Below are 15,801 nucleotides of genomic sequence, written 5' to 3'. Positions count from 1 at the left end.
AGCCCGGCCATCACGTGCGGATAATGTGTGGGGAGACGATCGTGCTGGCGGGGTTAGCCGCGCAGCACGCCGCCGGTCTTTTTGGTGACTTCGGCCACGATCTTGGCGGCGATTGCCTCGATCTCCTGGTCGGTCAGGGTCTTTTCGCGCGGCTGAATGGTGACCGCGATCGCCACCGACTTCTTGCCGGCGTCGATGCCCTTACCCTCATAGACGTCGAACACCGTGGCGGCGGTGATCAGCTTCTTGTCGGCGCCTTGCGCCGCGCGCAGCAGATCGCCGGCCAAAACCCCGCGATCGACGATGAACGCGAAGTCGCGCGACACCGGATGGAACGCGGACAGCTCCAAGGTCGGCTTGGCGCGGGTCGCCTTGGCCTTGCCCTCTGGAATCTTGTCGAGGATCACTTCAAACGCCACCACCGGGCCGTCGGCATGGAGCTGCTCCAGCACGCGCGGATGCAGTTCGCCGAAATAGCCGAGCACGTTCTGCGGCCCGATCTGGATCGCGCCGGAGCGGCCAGGATGCAGCCAGGACGGCAGCGCCTTGCCGGTGGCGATTTGCAACGCCTGCATCGGGCAGCCCGCGGCGGCGAGCGCGGCGAAGGCGTCCGCCTTGGCATCGAGCGCAGTTGCAGCGGCGGTGCCGGACCAATGTCGGCCAAGACCCTGCGCCGAGGCAAAGCCGCGGCGCACGCCGCTCGCGGCCATCAGCTGATCCTGCGGCTGGTCGCCCTTGAACACCTGGCCGACCTCGAACAGCGCCAGATCGGCCAAGCCGCGATCGGCATTGGCCTGCGCGGCAGTGATCAGGCCCGGTAGCAGGCTCGGCCGCATGTCGGACAGGTCGGACGCGATCGGATTGGCGAGCGCCAATTCGGGCTGGCCGCCGCCAAACGCTTCGGCTTCTGCCTTGGCGATGAACGACCAGGTCACGGCCTCGACCATGCCGCGTGCCGCCAGTGCGCGCTTGGCGCGGCGGGTGCGGTTCTGCATCAGGGTCAGCACCGGCTTGCGCGGCGACTCGCCCCGGGCAAACGGCGTCAGCGGCACCTGATCGACGCCGACGATGCGCACGATTTCCTCGACGATGTCGGCCTTGCCGTACACGTCGCTGCGCCAGGAGGGCACCGCCACCTTCACGGTATCGCCCTGGCCGGCCATGCTGAAGCCGAGCCGTTGCAGGATCAGGCGGATTTCCGGCAGCGGCACTTCGATGCCGGCCAGCCGCTTCACCTCGGCGAGCGGGAATTCGATGATGCGGTCATCGCCAAAGCGCTGGCCGACCACCACCGCTTCCGACGGCGTGCCGCCGCACATTTCCAGCACCAGCTTGGTGGCCAGTTCCAGCCCCGGCACCATGAATGCCGGATCGACGCCGCGCTCGAAGCGATAGCGCGCGTCGGAATTGATGCCGAGCCGGCGGCCGGTCTGGGCGATGTTGATCTCGTTCCACAGCGCCGATTCGATCAGCACGTCGGTGGTGTCGTCCGAGCAGCCGGAGGCTTCGCCGCCCATGATGCCGGCCAGCGATTCCACGCCATGCTCGTCGGCGATCACGCACACGCGCTCATCGAGCGTGTAGCTGCGGCCATCGAGCGCCAGCAGCGTTTCGCCGGCGCGGGCGCGGCGCACCGTGAGGTCGCCCTTGACCTTGGCGGCGTCGAACACATGCAGCGGCCGGCCGCGGTCAAACGTCATGTAGTTGGTGATGTCGACCAGCGCGTTAATCGGGCGCAGCCCGATCGCGGTCAGGCGCTTTTGCAGCCATTCCGGCGAGGGGCCGTTCTTGACGCCCTTCACCAGCCGCAGCGCAAAGCCCGGGCACAGTTTTTCGTCTTCGACGATCACCTTCACCGGGCACGGGAACTCGCCCTTGATCGCCTTGATCGCCGGGTCCTTGAGCTTGCCCATGTCGGCCGCGGCAAGATCGCGGGCGATGCCGTGCACGCCGGTGCAGTCCTGGCGGTTCGGCGTCAGGTTGATCTCGATCACCGGATCGCCGAGGCCGGCGAAGGCGGCATAGGGCTCGCCCACCGGCGCATCGGCCGGCAGCTCGATGATGCCGTCATGATCGTTGGAGATTTCCAGCTCGGCGGCCGAGCACAGCATGCCGCGGCTTTCGACGCCGCGAATGGTGCCGATGCTGAGCGTGATGTTCTTGGCCGGAATATAGGTGCCGGGCGGGGCGAATACGGTCAGCAGGCCGGCGCGGGCATTGGGCGCGCCGCATACCACCTGCACCGGCTCGGGTTCACCGGCCGAATTCTTTTGGCCGATATCGACCATGCACACCCGCAGCCGGTCGGCGTTGGGGTGCTGTTCGGCAGTGATCACCTTGGCGATCACGAACGGCGCCAGCGCCTTGGCCTTGTCCTCGAGGTGCTCGACCTCAAGCCCGATCATGGTGAGCTTGTCGGCGAGCTTGTCGAGCGACTCGTCGGTGTCGAGATGATCTTTCAGCCAGGAGAGGGTGAATTTCATGGTTTTAACGACCTCACTGCATCAGCAGTAGTTTTGAGGCCTCCGCAATGGAAAGCCGTGTCTTCTTGAAGCAGTCGTTTCTTATTGCCTGCAGCACGTCAGCGAGTTGTCGCTCATGTCGGGCAAAATCACGCCTGCCTATGTTTTCAAACCAAAAAAGACGAAGAGCGTTGCGCATCCCGCAACGCCAGCGTCACTTGAGTTCTTCATTCCCTCCCCCCTTGTGGGGGAGGGTTAGGGAGGGGGGGCTAACTCGCAGGCGCTCGCTTGCGACCTGACGAATAGCTTCCACCACGCCTTCGAGATTGGTTTTCACCTGCTCATTGGTGAAGCGCATGACGACAAAGCCCTGCGAGGCGAAGAAAGCATCGCGGTGCGCGTCAGCGCCTTGAGCGGCGAGGCCATCATGCGACGCACCGTCGAGTTCAACGATCAGTTTTGCTGACAGGCAGGCAAAATCGACGACATAGTTGCGGAACGGCATCTGCCGCCGGAAACCGAGACCATTGATGCGATGCGCTTTAATGTGGCGCCACAGCAGCGTCTCGGCGGGCGTCATTGTTTGCCGCAGCGCTTTGGCGCGGCCGCGCTGTACCGGACTAACTTTGATGCGGGGCATTGCTGCTGCCCCCCCTCCCTGACCCTCCCCCACAAGGGGGGAGGGAACGACCCCGCCAAGCTCGACGCTGCCGAGCTGGCCGATACTGGAGATAAGTTTGGCCGCATTCAATGTGGTGAGGGGCGGACGGCGTTCTGAAAGCACAGGGGCGGCACGGACAGCCCGCTCCCCCGCAAGCGGGAGAGGGGGGCGGACGTACCTTGCGGCGATGCTAACAGCCGCAGTCGAGCCGGTCATCACGAACTGAGGCCCCCAGCCAGCGTCGGGATGTCGAGCGGCTTGAAGCCGTAGTGATTGAGCCAGCGGGCGTCGGCTTCAAAGAGCTGGCGCAAATCGGCCATGCCGTATTTCAGCATCGCGATCCGATCGATGCCCATGCCCCAGGCAAAGCCCTGGTAAACTTCGGGATCGATGTCGCAGGCGCGCAGCACGTTGGGATGGACCATGCCGCAGCCGAGGATTTCCAGCCAATCCTCGCCCTCGCCGAACCGGATCTCGCCCTTATCGCGGCGGCACTGGATATCGACTTCCAGCGACGGCTCGGTGAACGGGAAGAACGACGGCCGGAACCGCATGTTGATGTTGTCGACCTCGAAGAACGCCTTGCAGAACTCGGCCAAAATCCATTTCAGGTGGCCAAGGTGGCTGCCCTTGTCGATCACCAGGCCCTCGACCTGGTGGAACATCGGCGTGTGGGTCTGATCGGAGTCGCTGCGATAGGTCCGGCCCGGGCAGATCACCCGGATCGGCGGCTTCTGGCTCAGCATGGTGCGCACCTGCACCGGCGAGGTGTGGGTGCGCAGCAGCAGGCGCGAGCCGTCATCCTTCGGATTGAAATAGAAGGTGTCGTGCATCTCGCGGGCCGGATGACCCTCGGGGAAGTTCAGCCGGGTAAAGTTGTTGTCGTCGGTCTCGATGTCCGGACCTTCGGCGATCGCAAAGCCCATATCGGCGAAGATCGCGGTCAGTTCGTCCCACACCTGGCTGAGCGGGTGAATGCGGCCCTGCTCAGCGGCGCTGTCGCGCAGCGGCAGCGTGACGTCGATGGTTTCGGACGCGAGCCGCGCTTCCAGCGCCGCGGCTTTCAGCACCTCGCGGCGGGCGGCGAGCGCGCTGGTCACCTGCTCCTTGGCGAGATTGATGGCAGCGCCTTCGGTCTTGCGCTGCTCCGGCTCCATCTTGCCGAGCGTGGCCAGCAGGGCGGAAATCGAGCCCTTCTTGCCGAGCGCAGCAACACGCACCGCTTCCAGCGCCGCTTCATCGGCCGCAGCGGCGATATCGGCGAGGATCTGGGTCTGCAGAGATTCGAGATTGGACATGAAACGCCCCGGTCTCCCACGTCCCGTAACGGGATGAGCGCAGCGTCTGCGCTGCAGGTGGGTGTGAAACGGAATCGTGGGGCGTACTTACGTCAGTCGGCAGGACACCCCACCCCGAACGTTGCGCAGCGGCGCGGGCGCCGCTGCAGCCGTTCGACCCTCTCTCGGTGCGAGAGAGGGGACACGGACTTAGGCCGCGAGCGCGGCCTTGGCCTTCTCGGCGATCGCCTGGAACGCCGCGGGCTCACGGATCGCCAGATCCGACAGCACCTTGCGGTCAACGATCACGCCGGACTTGGCGAGGCCGTTGATGAACGCGCTGTAGGTCATGCCAAACGGACGGACCGCGGCATTGATGCGCTGGATCCACAGCGCACGGAACGTGCGCTTCTTCCGCTTGCGGTCGCGGAAGGCGTATTGACCCGCCTTGTCAACCGCGGCCTTGGCGGCGCGGATGGTATTCTTGCGGCGGCCGGAAAAGCCCTTGGCTGCCTTGTAGACCTTCTTGTGCTTGGCGTGAGCCGTCACACCGCGTTTCACGCGCGCCATGACTGATCTCCTTCATCTGATTTGTTGGATGCTAGCCGCGCGGGCGCGGCCCGATGAGGTCGCCGCTCAGGGAGCGGCTGGAACGGTCAGGCGTTCGGCAGGAAATACTGCTTGATGTTCTCGCCGTCGGTCTTGAACATGATGCGGGTGCCGCGCAGCTGACGAATCTGCTTCTTGGTCCGCTTGATCATGCCGTGGCGCTTGCCGGCATGGGCCGAAACCACTTTGCCGGTGCCGGTCACCTTGAATCGCTTCTTGGCGCCCGATTTCGTCTTCAACTTGGGCATTTGGCTCTCCTGATTGGCCATAGCTGATCCGCCCGGAGGGGCAGCTGGCCGACTAAATGCTCGCTAGAGCGTTGAATGTGCATGCCTGTTCTCGGGAGTGAACAGCTCGCACGGGGTCATCGACACGGCAGCCCTTGATCAGCCGGGCGATGAAGGTTGCGCTTATGACAGAGCTATGCCGGCTTGGCAACGGCTAACCGGCTGCTGCAGCAGCGGTTGAGGCCGATTCGAAAGGCCGTCTCGGCAGGCCGTCCTGCGGCCGGCTTCCCCGAAGCCAATGCCGGGCCAATCGTTAACGAATCAAAAACCATACGGCCCGCCAGGTGTCTGACGGGCCGTATTGGCCGAACGGAGATTTTGGCGGCGGAACGAGGTTCAGCGCGGCGCCAGCACCATCACCACCTGGCGGCCTTCGAAGCGGGCGTCCTGCTCGACCTTGGCGTATTCCGCCACGTCGCTCTTCACCTTCTCCAACAGCTTGGTGCCGATGTCCTGGTGCGCCATTTCGCGGCCACGGTAGCGCAAGGTGATCTTCACCTTATCGCCTTCCTCGAAGAACCGCTGCATCGCCTTCATCTTCACGTTGTAATCGTGATCATCGATCATCGGGCGGAGTTTGACCTCCTTGATCTCGACGATCTTCTGCTTCTTGCGAGCTTCGGCGGCCTTCTTTTGCGCCGAATACTTGAACTTCCCGTAGTCCATGATCTTGCAGACGGGAGGCGAAGTGTTCGGCGAAATCTCGACCAGATCCAGTCCGACCTCGGCGGCCATCTTGATGGCGACGATCGTTTCGATCTTGCCATGGTTGACGCCAGCTTGGTCGATCAGCTGGATCTCGTGATTGCGGATTTCATCGTTGGTGCGCGGCCCATCCTTGGCGACGGTGGGCGGGGCTCTGTTGGGACGGCGAATGGGTATCTCTCCAATATTGTGAACGAAGTCGGCGAAACGATCAGTTCAGCGTGCGGGTTTGGGATCAGATTCCGCGGCCGGCTTCAAGCCCGGGCACAACCGGATGCGAACCCGCAGTCCACTGGCTGATCACTTGACAGTGTGACGGAAACCGCCTGCGACGGCAAGCAAACCCGTACAGAAGCGCGTCAAAACCATCGTCTAAGAGGCTTTCCGGCAACGCCGCGGGGCCCCGGGCGCGTAGAACGACCTACAAATAAGCGGGGCGCGGCCCCAAAGTTCCCGTTTGCGTGTCGCTGTACGATGGTTGACGGCCGCCGGCCGGCGCCGCACACCAGCGGGGTGAGGTGAGTCATGACGATCGCAGAGCAACAACCGTCCGCCGGTGCGCCGGCTTTCATTGAGGTCGGCACGGGTGATGAGGCCCGCCGCATCGCGGTGCGTAGCCGCAGCGGCAAGAGCCCGGGGCTGTTCTGGCTCGGCGGTTTTGCCTCCGACATGGGCGGCACCAAGGCGGTGGCGGTCGATGACTTTGCCGCCGAGACCGGCCGGGCCTGCGTGCGCTTCGATTATTCCGGCCATGGCGAATCCGGTGGCCGCTTCGTCGACGGCACCATTTCGCGTTGGCTGGAAGAGGCGCTGGCGGTGTTTGCGGCTCACTGTGAGGGCCCGCAGATCGTGCTCGGCTCGTCGATGGGCGGCTGGATGGCGCTGCTGCTGGCGCGCGAACTGGCCCGCCATCCCGAGCGCTACCGCGGCCGACTGGCGGCGCTGATCCTGATCGCGCCGGCGCCGGATTTCACCGAAGCGCTGATGTGGCAGAACTTTTCGCCGGAAATCCGCGCCGAGATCGACAGCAAGGGCCAGTGGGCGCAGCCCTCCGCCTATGGCGAGGCCTATCCGATTACCAAGAAGCTGATCGAGGATGGCCGTAATCACCTGTTGCTCGGCGGCGCGATCGAAACCGGCTGCCCGGTGCGGATTCTGCAAGGCGCCAAGGATGAAGACGTGCCGTGGCGCCATGCGTTCGCGCTGACCGATCGGCTGCCCTGCGACGACGTGGTGCTGACCATGATCCAGGATGGCGACCATCGCCTGAGCCGGCCGCAGGACATCGCCCGGCTGATCGCGACGCTGAAGGAATTTTGCAGAGACTAATACCATCGGGTTGTATCAATGACCGTCATGCCCGCGCTTGTCGCGGGTATCCACGTCTTAAAATCGCTGCAAGATCAAAGACGTGGATGGCCGGGACGAGCCCGGCCATGACGTGCGGATCGGTTGGTATCAATCGCCGTTGGTACAAGCGGAGGCTGGGGGTGCTGCCGGCGCGGTTCCGCCCTTCTATGACGCGACCGCGAGCCGCCATTCCTGCACGACGCTGTCATCGCTTTCGCAGCTGCAATGAGCTGCCGCCAACGCGGCGAATTCCTCGGGCGGCAGCAGCCGTGACAGCGCCCACACTGCGGCGCCGCGGATCATCGGCTCGGGGTCGGCGAGCCGGGATCTGGCGCTGGCGACCAGTTCCGCTGAGCCGGAATTGCCGATCGCGATCAGCACATTGCGGATGAAGCGGGCCTGGCCGATGCGCTTGATCGGCGATTTGCTGAACAGCGCGCGAAAGCCTGGATCATCGAGCGTCACCAGTTCGGCCAGCGTCGGGGCGCGCAGCGCCTCGCGCGCCGCCAGCTTCGCCTCACGGCCGATTTCCGCGAATTTGTTCCAGGGGCAGGCGGCCAGGCAGTCGTCGCAACCATAGATGCGGTTGCCGAGCAGCGGCCGCAGTTCGGGGGCGATCGGGCCCTTGTGCTCGATGGTGAGGTAGGAGACGCAGCGCCTGGCATCGAGCTGATACGGCGCCGGAAACGCCCCCGTCGGGCAGGCGTCGAGGCAGGCGCGGCACGAACCGCAGCGCTCATCCATGCCGGCATCGCGCGGCAATTCCAGCGTGGTGAAGATCGCGCCGAGCAGCAGCCAGGAGCCGCGATCGCGCGACACCAGATTGGTGTGCTTGCCCTGCCAGCCTAATCCTGCCGCCTGCGCCAGCGGCTTTTCCATCACCGGCGCGGTATCGACGAACACTTTGACGTCGCCGCCGGCCTGCGCGATCAGCCAGCGCGCCAGCGTCTTTAGCCGCGGCTTGATCAGGTCGTGATAATCGTCGCCCTTGGCATAGACCGAGATCGCGCCGCGCTCGCGCATCTGCAGCAGCGGCCGCGGATCGACATCCGGGCCGTAATTCATGCCAAGCATGATGATCGAGCGCACCTGCGGCCACAGCACGCGCGGGTCGGCGCGGCGGTCGCGATGGGCGGCCAGCCACTCCATGGTGCCGTGGGCGCCGGATTCCAGAAACGCCTCAAGCCGCGCGGCGGCAAACGGGATCGCGTCCGGCGCGACGATCCCGAAGGCATCAAAGCCAAGCGCGCGCGCCTGCTCGGCCAGTTGCGGGCTAAGATCGTTGGGACGTGTCAGAAGTCGAGGTCCACATAGGTCCGCGACGCCGGCACCCCGGCCAGCCATTCGCTGAGCAGCGGCCGGAACGACGGGCGCGATTTCACCCGCTGGTACCAGGCCTTTGCCGCTTCGTCCTCGGACCATGGCACATCGCCCAGATAATCGATCGCCGACAGATGCGCCGCGGCGGCGAGGTCGGCATAGGTGATCAGATCGCCGGCGAGATAGTTCCGGGTGCGCGCCAGCCAGCCGATATAGGCGAGATGGTAGCGCACATTGGCGGTCGCGGCGCGGATCACGTCCATCGACGGCGGGCCGCCGCCGTCTTCCTCGCTCATGAAACGCTTGTAGATCCGTTCGGTGACCAGCGGGCCGCTGGCCTCCTCAAAGAATTTTTCGTTGAACCAGGCCATCAGCCGCCGCACTTCGATGCGGTCATCCATCGAACTTGGCAGCAGCCGGCGGTCGCCCATCGCGGCGCCGTGGGTTTCGTCGAGGTACTCGGCAATGATGCCGGCGCCGGGGATCGCGGGGGTGGCATCGGCAATCAGCACCGGGGTGGTGCCGGCCGGGTTCAGCGACAGGAACGCGGTACGGCGCTCCCAAGGCCGTTCTTCCACCAGCCGCAGGTCAAGGCCATGCTCCCCGAGTGCCAGGCGGACGAACCGCGACAGCGGGCAAAACGGGTGGTGAAACAACGTATACATGCAACCTAAATAGGGATCGGGTGCTTAACAATTCCTGACCTTGCCGGCCCCGCGGCAGCGGCTTCAGGCCCGCTTGGCCGCAACTCTGCAATCTTTGCCGTTGCGGCCCTGGGACGAATAGGCGAGAAGAACTCGGCTTTTTCCGGGCCGATCCCATTCATCACGGAACTTGCTTTCATGTTAGCCGATATTTTGCGCGCGGTGATCCTCGGCGTGATCGAGGGGGTGACCGAATTTCTGCCCGTGTCCTCCACGGGCCATCTGTTGCTGGCCGAGCGGTTTTTTGATCTCGGCGAGGGCAGTTTTTGGAAAAGCTTTGCGATTCTGATCCAGCTCGGCGCCATTCTGGCGATCCTGGCGCTGTATTTCACCAAGCTGTCGAAGATCGCGCTGGGCATGTTCAGCGATCCGGCGGCGCGCCGGTTCGTGATTGGCGTGCTGGTGGCGTTCCTGCCGGCCGCGGTGATCGGCGCCACCGCCGGCAGCTATATCAAGGCCTATCTGTTCAATCCCTGGGTGGTGTGTTTCACGCTGATCCTGGGCGGCGGTATTCTGCTCTGGGTCGATCAGCTCAAGCTGCAGCCGGTGCACCATGAGGCCACCGAATTTCCGCTGCGCACTTATCTGGCGATCGGTTTTGTGCAGTGCATCGCCATGATCCCCGGCGTGTCGCGCTCCGGCGCCACCATCGTCGGCGCCATGCTGCTCGGCGCTGACCGGCGCGCCGCCGCCGAATTCTCGTTCTTCCTGGCGATCCCGACCATGCTCGGCGCCTTTGTGTACGATCTGTACAAAAGCCACGGCGAGATGACGATGGATCACGGCCTGGTGGTCGCGGTCGGCTTTGTGGTGTCGTTCATCACCGCGATCATCGTGGTGAAGACCTTCCTGACCTATGTCACCCGCCACGGCTTTACGCTGTTTGCCTGGTGGCGGGTGCTGGTTGGCACGCTCGGCCTGATCGCGCTGGCGTTCGGACGCTAATCACACGTCCAATCCCGGCGGGGCGCCTGCGCGGCGCCCGCCTGCGTCAGCTTGCACGCCGCGTCAGCTTGCGCCTCGCGTCAGCTCGAGTTGCGTTCGCTGCCTGCGCCGTTGGAAAACTCGCCGGTCTTGCGGAACCGCCACAGATAAGACGGCGCCACCGCCTCGAGCGAATCGGGCGTGATGCCAAGGCCCTGCAGCGTCAGCCCGGCATCCTTGGCGGCATCGGACACCACATTGTCGACCTTTAGCAGCTCGACCTGATCGGGCGTCAATTGCAGCATGCCCGGCGCAAATTGCAGCAGCATCGCCTGCGCCTTGGCGAGCCCGAACGGCAGCGACAGCAGCCGGCGGCGGCGATGGATCACCTGCAAGATGATCTCGATCACCTCGCGCATGGTCAGCACTTCCGGCCCGCCGAGCTCATAGATCGCGCCCGGCTTGGCGCGGCCATTGACCGCGGCCGCCACCGCCTGCGCGACATCGCCGACATAGACCGGCTGCAGCTTGTTGACGCCGCCGCCGACCAGCGGCAGCGCCGGCAACAGCCGCGCCAGCGCGGCAAAGCGGTTGGTGAACTGATCCTCGGGGCCGAACACCACCGACGGCCGCATGATCACCGCTGACGGCACCGCGGCCAGCACGGCGCGCTCGCCGGCGGCTTTGGCGGTGGCGTAGCGCGAGCTGGAATTGGCGTCGGCGCCGATCGCCGAGACATGCACCATGCGCGCGCCCACCGCGGCGGCGGCCTGCGCCACCGCGCCGGCGCCCTGGCCCTGCACGGCGTCAAAAGTCTGCTTGCCGGTCTCGGCCAGGATGCCGACCAGATTGATCACCACGCCCGCGCCGCGCGCCGCCGCGGCCAGCGATTCGGGGTAACGCAGATTGGCCTGCACGGCGTGAATCTGCCCGACCCGGCCGAGCGGCTGCAAATGTCCGGCGAGGTCCGGACGGCGCACCGCCACCCTGATTCGGTAATCGTGCCGTGCCAACGCGCTGACGATGTGGCGTCCGAGGAATCCGGAACCTCCGAAAACCGTGACAAGGGTGTCGGAATGCGAAGCCATGGCGCTGTCCTGATCGCGATCTCTGTGAAACTGCTTTTGTTTTCGCAGTTTCTGTCAACAGCCGTCAACATTGCGACGCCAAAGTGCGAAACCTGTTTGACAAGTCGCTCGCGGCCCCCTACTAACCCGCCCGGGCCCAGGTGGCGGAATTGGTAGACGCGCTGGTTTCAGGTACCAGTGGGTAACACCGTGGAGGTTCGAGTCCTCTCCTGGGCACCAAGCTGCTTCGTTCAGCTTGATGCCTCGCCCTCAGCAGCAAAATCCATTCAGCTTATAAAGACGTCATGGCAGCCCTCCGGCTGCGATCGGCCGTGGCCGCGCGTCATGGTCCTGAAGCGCTGCTGCTGTCGCCGCGTGCTGCGGCGTTTTCCGTTGTGTGTGCGCAGAGTTTCCGTTCGCCGCGATCATAACGGCGGTCGCCGGCAGCCCGCTGGTACGGGCTGCCTCGCGTCATCCGCTCAGCACGGACCGCGCGTGATCGCCGACAGGTCTGCGTTGGTCGCAAAAGCGCGCGCCACGATGCCGGTGATGCCGAACGACGTCAGCCGCGCCGCATGTTTTTGGCGATAGCGTTCGGCCGCCTCGGCATCGCGAAACAGATAGATGCCGCCGGCGCGATTCTCGGCGCGATTCTCGGTCCAGATTTTCCAGATCAGACCGTCTTCCGCCGCGATGTCCTGCGCCAGCTCGCCGAATGCGGCTGTCATCTCCGGCCCCCAAGGGCCCTCGAACGGGAAGTCGAATTGCAGCAGCGTGGTGGTCATGGCGGTCTCCATTGCAAATTCTGGTGTGCTCAGGACGTGGATCCCATTCGGCGCCGGTCAACGCAATATGGTTTACGCGACGCCGGCGACCCAAGGGCTGGCAACGCGCTGCGGATGCGCTAAACCCGGGCGGGCGATTCGTGCCCCGCGGGGCGAGCATCCTGATGACCGAACCTTCCGTTTCCGATTTCGCCTGGGATTTCCCGTCGCCCTTCGTGCTGCCGGTGTCGCCCGCCGCGGCTGATATTGACGGGCTCAATCACACCAACAACGCGGTCTATGTGCGCTGGTGCGACAGCATCGGCTGGGCGCATTCGGAAGCGCTTGGCCTGTGTCTGGCGGATTGGCAGCGGCTCGACCGCGCGGTGGCGATTCGCCGGGGCGAGTATGATTATCTGCTGCCGAGTTTTGCAGGCGACCAGCTGCTGCTCGGCACCTGGATCACCGCCAGCGATGGCAAGCTGACCATGCAGCGCAGCTTTCAGCTGATCCGGCCGCGCGATCGTGCAATCATTATGCGTGGCCGCTGGCAGCTGGTGAGTATCGAGCTCAGCAGCGGCCGGCCGCGGCGCATGCCCGCTGAATTTATTGACGTCTATCACCGCGCGCTGATTGCTGCGCCGCCGCAGTCAGCGCCGGACGGTCCTCGTCAAGAATGATTGTCAATTGTGGCTGCTCAGCAGCCGAACGCCGCGTGGATACAAGCGACACGCGCGGATATGACGGCCAATGATACGACCCGATGGTATGACGGGCGGTTACTGACCCGACGGCGTGCGCAGCCCGTGCCAGGCGTCGCGCACCTGGTGATAGTGCACTTCGGGCAGATAGTCGGGCGTTTTCAGGCCGAGTGTTTTGACGTCGAGCCGACCGACCGCGCTCAGCAGCGTATAGGACGCCACCACGCGGTCGCGCTGCGCGCTGATCAGGCGCGCCTTGGCGGCGACCAGATCTTGCTGGGCGTTCAGCACATCGACCGTGGTGCGTTGGCCGCCCTGGGCCTCGCGCCGCACGCCGTCGAGCGCCACCGTGGCGGCGCGCACTTCGGATTCGGCAGCGCTGACCGCGACCTTGGCGCCGACATTGGCGGCCCAGGCGCCGACCACGGCGGTGCGCGACTGGTTCCGGATCAGGTCGAGCACCTGGCGGCTCTGCGACACCACCTGCTTGGCCTGCCGGGTCTGCGAGGCGGCGACGCCGCCATCATAGACCGGGGCGACCAGCTGGCCGCCGACGCTGGCCTGGCCGGAGCGCCGCACGCCCAGCGAGGTGTCGGTGTCGGAATCCCGGCTGGCGGTGCCCTGCAGCGTCAGGGTCGGCAGCAGCCCGCCTTCGGCGATCTTGACCGCGGTGCTGGCGACATCGACGTCGAAACTCGCCGCCATCACCGCCGGATGCTGCTTATGGGCCTGCGCGATCGCGTCCTCGCGGTTGCCGGGCAGCAGCCGGTCGATCGGGTCGGGCGCGTTCAGCCGCGCCGGCGATTGGCCGATCACCTGGGCATAGGTCGCCTGGCTGACCGCCAGATTGACTTCGGCGGCATTGAGATCGGCGAGACCGCGGTTGAGGCGGGCCTCGGCCTGGGCGGTGTCGGTCGGGGTGACATCGCCGGCGCTGAGACGGCGCTGGGTGATGTTCAGCGTTTCGCGCAGGAAGGTGACGTTGGAGCGCTGCGCTTCCACCAGCGCCTGATTGGCCAGCACGTTGGTGAACGCGGTGATGGCGTCGAGCAGCACGCCCTGGCCGACATTGCGCAGCGCCTCGCGGCCGGCGCGCACCTGCAATTCGGCGGCGCGCACACTGTTGCTGGTGCGGAACCCGTCGAACAAATTCTGGCTCACCGTAACGCCGACGGTCCACGGCTTCAGCGTCGCGGTCTGCAGCGTATTGTCGACCAGCGTATTGCGCACCGATTGCAGCCCCGCGCTCAGACTAGCGATGATCTGCGGCCGGTAGCCGGCCAGCGCCTGCGGCACGTTTTCGTCGGTGGCGCGCTGGCGCGCCCGCTCGGCATTGAGCAGCGGATTGCTCTGATAGGCTTTCACCAATGCGTCGGACAGCGATTCCGCCCGCGCAACGTCGGCCGCGGTCAATCCGAGCCAGGCACCGAGCGCCATGGCCACTCCGCGTCGAACCAGGCGACCGGACGTCCGTGTTGCGCTCATGGATTTCAGAACCATCGTCAGTGTTACCGTGAGAGAAACCTGTACTGCACTGCGCCCGTCTTACATCGCCCGGGCCGGAATCGCGAGTCGTCGCGTCAAAGGGCTTTGATCGGCAACGATTGTTCGCATTGCAGGATATATCCGGGTTTTCCTGACAATCAGCTGGCAATGAGGCGAACTAAGGCGCGTGCCGGCGGACGGTTTGTCGCAGCGTGGCCGCCATGCGCTGGCTGCGCATGCCCCGTCTCCCGCGTTGCCGCCGGGCGGATCGCGCCGCAGCCAACGCTCGATCGGCAAGCTGTGAGGAGGCTGTCCCCGTCATCATCGTCATGTTCGGGCGGCGGCCGCAATCAGCCTTGGGCGGCCAGCGAATGCCTCAGCTATCGCCTTGCGCAGAGTTGATGTCGGCGATTGATATTTTTTGGTGCTTTGTCGGCCGCTGTTGTTTGCGCGCTATTTACTTGATCCAGCGATTGCCGTTTGGTCGGTGCGCCGGAGCGATTTGAGAGCGGCGTCGGCAACTGATCGGTAAAGACCGCCCCCCATCATTTCCTCCCAGACATTTGCGCGACCGGGCCGTTTGCCGGCCCCTTCACGATATTGCTTATGCCGCTGATGCGGCCATTGGACCGGAGATACCGATGCGATTGACGATGATGTTTGCCGCCGCCAGCCTGATTACTGGAGCGCTGCTTGCCGCGCCGCAGGCCGAAGCCCGCCCAGACGTCGTCGCGTTTCGCGGAGATTACTCGCCCGGTACCATCGTGGTGAAGACAAGGGAGCGCCGGCTGTATTACGTGATCGATGAACAGCACGCCGTTCGCTATCCGGTCGGGGTCGGCAAGGTCGGCAAGCAGTGGTCGGGCATCACCCGGATCGACGGCAAATATCGCGAGCCGGCCTGGTCGCCGCCGGCCGACGTGCGCCGCGACAATCCCGATATGCCGAACGTGATTCCGGGCGGCACCCCGCAGAACCCGATGGGGGCCGCGGCCATGACGCTGGCTGGCGGTGAATACGCCATCCACGGCACCAACCGGCCGCAGTCGATCGGCGGCTATGTCTCGTATGGCTGCGTGCGCATGTATAATGACGACGTCACCGACCTCTTCCAGCGCGTCAAGGTCGGCACCACGGTGGTGGTGACGGCGCGCTAGTGATCATTCGGTTCTGAGGACATCAGAGCCGAAGGCCCTCCTTTGGGTCTGATAGCAACGCTGATTATTGAACGTCATGGCCGGGCTCGTCCCGGCCATCTACGTCTTTGATCATGAAGCGCTTTCAAGACGTGGATGCCCGCGACAAGTGTTTAGCCCGGGGACATGTCGGACACCTGTTCGGGGACATCACTGACACTTTTGGGCGTGGTCAAGTCGATCGTTGCGACTGACCACGATCCGAAGAAGATTCCATAGCGACCGTCCTGGTCGAGCGGCCGCACGGCGAGGCGTTCACCGCGCAAGGCGCGTGGCACCTGCCAGAGGC

The 15,801-nt window shown here is 64.8% G+C and carries 15 protein-coding genes, 1 tRNA gene and 1 pseudogene; 5 read left to right on the top strand and 12 right to left on the bottom strand.

The window, feature by feature from the left end; all coding sequences use genetic code 11:
* Positions 1 to 53: 53 nt before the first annotated feature.
* The 6 genes from pheT to infC all read right to left on the bottom strand — a co-directional run bounded on the left by pheT (position 54) and on the right by infC (position 6,172).
* Positions 54 to 2,483 (bottom strand): phenylalanine--tRNA ligase subunit beta, encoded by a 2,430-nt coding sequence (gene pheT / locus BJ122_RS12105; RefSeq protein ID WP_110781264.1) that lies wholly within the window; start codon positions 2,481 to 2,483, stop codon positions 54 to 56.
* Positions 2,484 to 2,676: 193 nt separating this feature from the next.
* Positions 2,677 to 3,102 (bottom strand): endonuclease domain-containing protein, encoded by a 426-nt coding sequence (locus BJ122_RS12100; RefSeq protein WP_110781322.1) that lies wholly within the window; start codon positions 3,100 to 3,102, stop codon positions 2,677 to 2,679.
* 236 nt (positions 3,103 to 3,338) lie between these two features.
* The gene (gene pheS, locus BJ122_RS12095; RefSeq protein ID WP_110781263.1) at positions 3,339 to 4,421 is read right to left on the bottom strand and encodes a phenylalanine--tRNA ligase subunit alpha; all 1,083 of its coding nucleotides are present in this window, start codon (positions 4,419 to 4,421) and stop codon (positions 3,339 to 3,341) included.
* A gap of 189 nt (positions 4,422 to 4,610) precedes the next feature.
* Positions 4,611 to 4,970 (bottom strand): 50S ribosomal protein L20, encoded by a 360-nt coding sequence (gene rplT, locus BJ122_RS12090; RefSeq protein ID WP_027278998.1) that lies wholly within the window; start codon positions 4,968 to 4,970, stop codon positions 4,611 to 4,613.
* An 86-nt stretch (positions 4,971 to 5,056) separates the two neighbouring features.
* Positions 5,057 to 5,257, bottom strand: coding sequence for a 50S ribosomal protein L35 (gene rpmI / locus BJ122_RS12085; protein ID WP_027278999.1), 201 nt, complete (start codon positions 5,255 to 5,257; stop codon positions 5,057 to 5,059).
* Between the two features lie 375 nt (positions 5,258 to 5,632).
* The gene (gene infC, locus BJ122_RS12080; protein WP_110781262.1) at positions 5,633 to 6,172 is read right to left on the bottom strand and encodes a translation initiation factor IF-3; all 540 of its coding nucleotides are present in this window, start codon (positions 6,170 to 6,172) and stop codon (positions 5,633 to 5,635) included.
* A gap of 354 nt (positions 6,173 to 6,526) precedes the next feature.
* Here infC and BJ122_RS12070 point away from each other — a divergent pair, with 354 nt between their 5' ends.
* Complete coding sequence (locus BJ122_RS12070) at positions 6,527 to 7,330, top strand: alpha/beta hydrolase (protein WP_110781260.1); 804 nt, start codon at positions 6,527 to 6,529, stop codon at positions 7,328 to 7,330.
* Positions 7,331 to 7,516: 186 nt separating this feature from the next.
* Here the strand turns inward: BJ122_RS12070 and queG are convergent, their stop codons facing one another.
* The gene (gene queG / locus BJ122_RS12065; protein WP_110781259.1) at positions 7,517 to 8,695 is read right to left on the bottom strand and encodes a tRNA epoxyqueuosine(34) reductase QueG; all 1,179 of its coding nucleotides are present in this window, start codon (positions 8,693 to 8,695) and stop codon (positions 7,517 to 7,519) included.
* Entirely contained in the window at positions 8,644 to 9,336 is a 693-nt protein-coding gene (locus BJ122_RS12060; RefSeq protein ID WP_027279002.1) for a glutathione S-transferase family protein, read from the bottom strand. Before BJ122_RS12060 ends, queG begins: the two co-directional genes overlap by 52 nt.
* Before the next feature lie 177 nt (positions 9,337 to 9,513).
* On the opposite strand from BJ122_RS12060, the gene BJ122_RS12055 reads away from it, so the two are divergent.
* Positions 9,514 to 10,320 (top strand): undecaprenyl-diphosphate phosphatase, encoded by an 807-nt coding sequence (locus BJ122_RS12055; protein ID WP_110781258.1) that lies wholly within the window; start codon positions 9,514 to 9,516, stop codon positions 10,318 to 10,320.
* 80 nt (positions 10,321 to 10,400) lie between these two features.
* Here the strand turns inward: BJ122_RS12055 and BJ122_RS12050 are convergent, their stop codons facing one another.
* Positions 10,401 to 11,387 carry a complex I NDUFA9 subunit family protein gene (locus BJ122_RS12050; RefSeq protein ID WP_110781257.1) on the bottom strand — a complete coding sequence of 329 codons (987 nt, stop codon included), beginning with the start codon at positions 11,385 to 11,387 and terminating at the stop codon, positions 10,401 to 10,403.
* A gap of 134 nt (positions 11,388 to 11,521) precedes the next feature.
* Between BJ122_RS12050 and BJ122_RS12045 the strand changes: the two genes are divergently transcribed.
* Positions 11,522 to 11,606: transfer RNA gene (locus tag BJ122_RS12045), tRNA-Leu, on the top strand.
* Positions 11,607 to 11,845: 239 nt separating this feature from the next.
* Here the strand turns inward: BJ122_RS12045 and BJ122_RS12040 are convergent.
* Positions 11,846 to 12,151: a monooxygenase gene (locus BJ122_RS12040; RefSeq protein WP_110781321.1), complete on the bottom strand. Its 306-nt coding sequence runs from the start codon at positions 12,149 to 12,151 to the stop codon at positions 11,846 to 11,848.
* Positions 12,152 to 12,162: 11 nt separating this feature from the next.
* On the opposite strand from BJ122_RS12040, the gene BJ122_RS12035 reads away from it, so the two are divergent.
* Positions 12,163 to 12,810, top strand: coding sequence for an acyl-CoA thioesterase (locus BJ122_RS12035; protein WP_245407715.1), 648 nt, complete (start codon positions 12,163 to 12,165; stop codon positions 12,808 to 12,810).
* Positions 12,811 to 12,909: 99 nt separating this feature from the next.
* On the opposite strand, the gene BJ122_RS12030 is transcribed toward BJ122_RS12035, so the two are convergent.
* Entirely contained in the window at positions 12,910 to 14,268 is a 1,359-nt protein-coding gene (locus tag BJ122_RS12030) for a TolC family outer membrane protein (protein WP_245407714.1), read from the bottom strand.
* A gap of 701 nt (positions 14,269 to 14,969) precedes the next feature.
* Between BJ122_RS12030 and BJ122_RS12025 the strand changes: the two genes are divergently transcribed.
* A complete protein-coding gene (locus BJ122_RS12025) occupies positions 14,970 to 15,473 on the top strand; it encodes a L,D-transpeptidase (RefSeq protein WP_245407720.1) in 504 nt (167 codons plus the stop codon).
* 152 nt (positions 15,474 to 15,625) lie between these two features.
* Here the strand turns inward: BJ122_RS12025 and BJ122_RS19630 are convergent.
* Positions 15,626 to 15,801, bottom strand: a pseudogene (locus BJ122_RS19630) (IS481 family transposase); the annotation flags it as partial.

It is taken from the genome of Rhodopseudomonas faecalis, assembly GCF_003217325.1.
Lineage (GTDB): Bacteria > Pseudomonadota > Alphaproteobacteria > Rhizobiales > Xanthobacteraceae > Rhodopseudomonas > Rhodopseudomonas faecalis.
Note: the sequence above shows the minus strand (reverse complement) of the source record. Positions and strands in the feature narration are given on the sequence as shown.

Bases quoted from the DNA above. Each gene is read 5' to 3' on its own strand.
- rplT (WP_027278998.1), bottom strand. From the start codon at position 4,970: ATGGCGCGCGTGAAACGCGGTGTGACGGCTCACGCCAAGCACAAGAAG.
- BJ122_RS12050 (WP_110781257.1), bottom strand. From the start codon at position 11,387: ATGGCTTCGCATTCCGACACCCTTGTCACGGTTTTCGGAGGTTCCGGA.
- queG (WP_110781259.1), bottom strand. From the start codon at position 8,695: ATGGCTGGCCGGGGTGCCGGCGTCGCGGACCTATGTGGACCTCGACTT.
- BJ122_RS12025 (WP_245407720.1), top strand. From the start codon at position 14,970: ATGATGTTTGCCGCCGCCAGCCTGATTACTGGAGCGCTGCTTGCCGCG.
- pheS (WP_110781263.1), bottom strand. From the start codon at position 4,421: ATGTCCAATCTCGAATCTCTGCAGACCCAGATCCTCGCCGATATCGCC.
- rpmI (WP_027278999.1), bottom strand. From the start codon at position 5,257: ATGCCCAAGTTGAAGACGAAATCGGGCGCCAAGAAGCGATTCAAGGTG.
- BJ122_RS12040 (WP_110781321.1), bottom strand. From the start codon at position 12,151: ATGACCACCACGCTGCTGCAATTCGACTTCCCGTTCGAGGGCCCTTGG.
- BJ122_RS12030 (WP_245407714.1), bottom strand. From the start codon at position 14,268: ATGGCGCTCGGTGCCTGGCTCGGATTGACCGCGGCCGACGTTGCGCGG.
- BJ122_RS12055 (WP_110781258.1), top strand. From the start codon at position 9,514: ATGTTAGCCGATATTTTGCGCGCGGTGATCCTCGGCGTGATCGAGGGG.
- BJ122_RS12100 (WP_110781322.1), bottom strand. From the start codon at position 3,102: ATGCCCCGCATCAAAGTTAGTCCGGTACAGCGCGGCCGCGCCAAAGCG.
- pheT (WP_110781264.1), bottom strand. From the start codon at position 2,483: ATGAAATTCACCCTCTCCTGGCTGAAAGATCATCTCGACACCGACGAG.
- BJ122_RS12060 (WP_027279002.1), bottom strand. From the start codon at position 9,336: ATGTATACGTTGTTTCACCACCCGTTTTGCCCGCTGTCGCGGTTCGTC.
- BJ122_RS12070 (WP_110781260.1), top strand. From the start codon at position 6,527: ATGACGATCGCAGAGCAACAACCGTCCGCCGGTGCGCCGGCTTTCATT.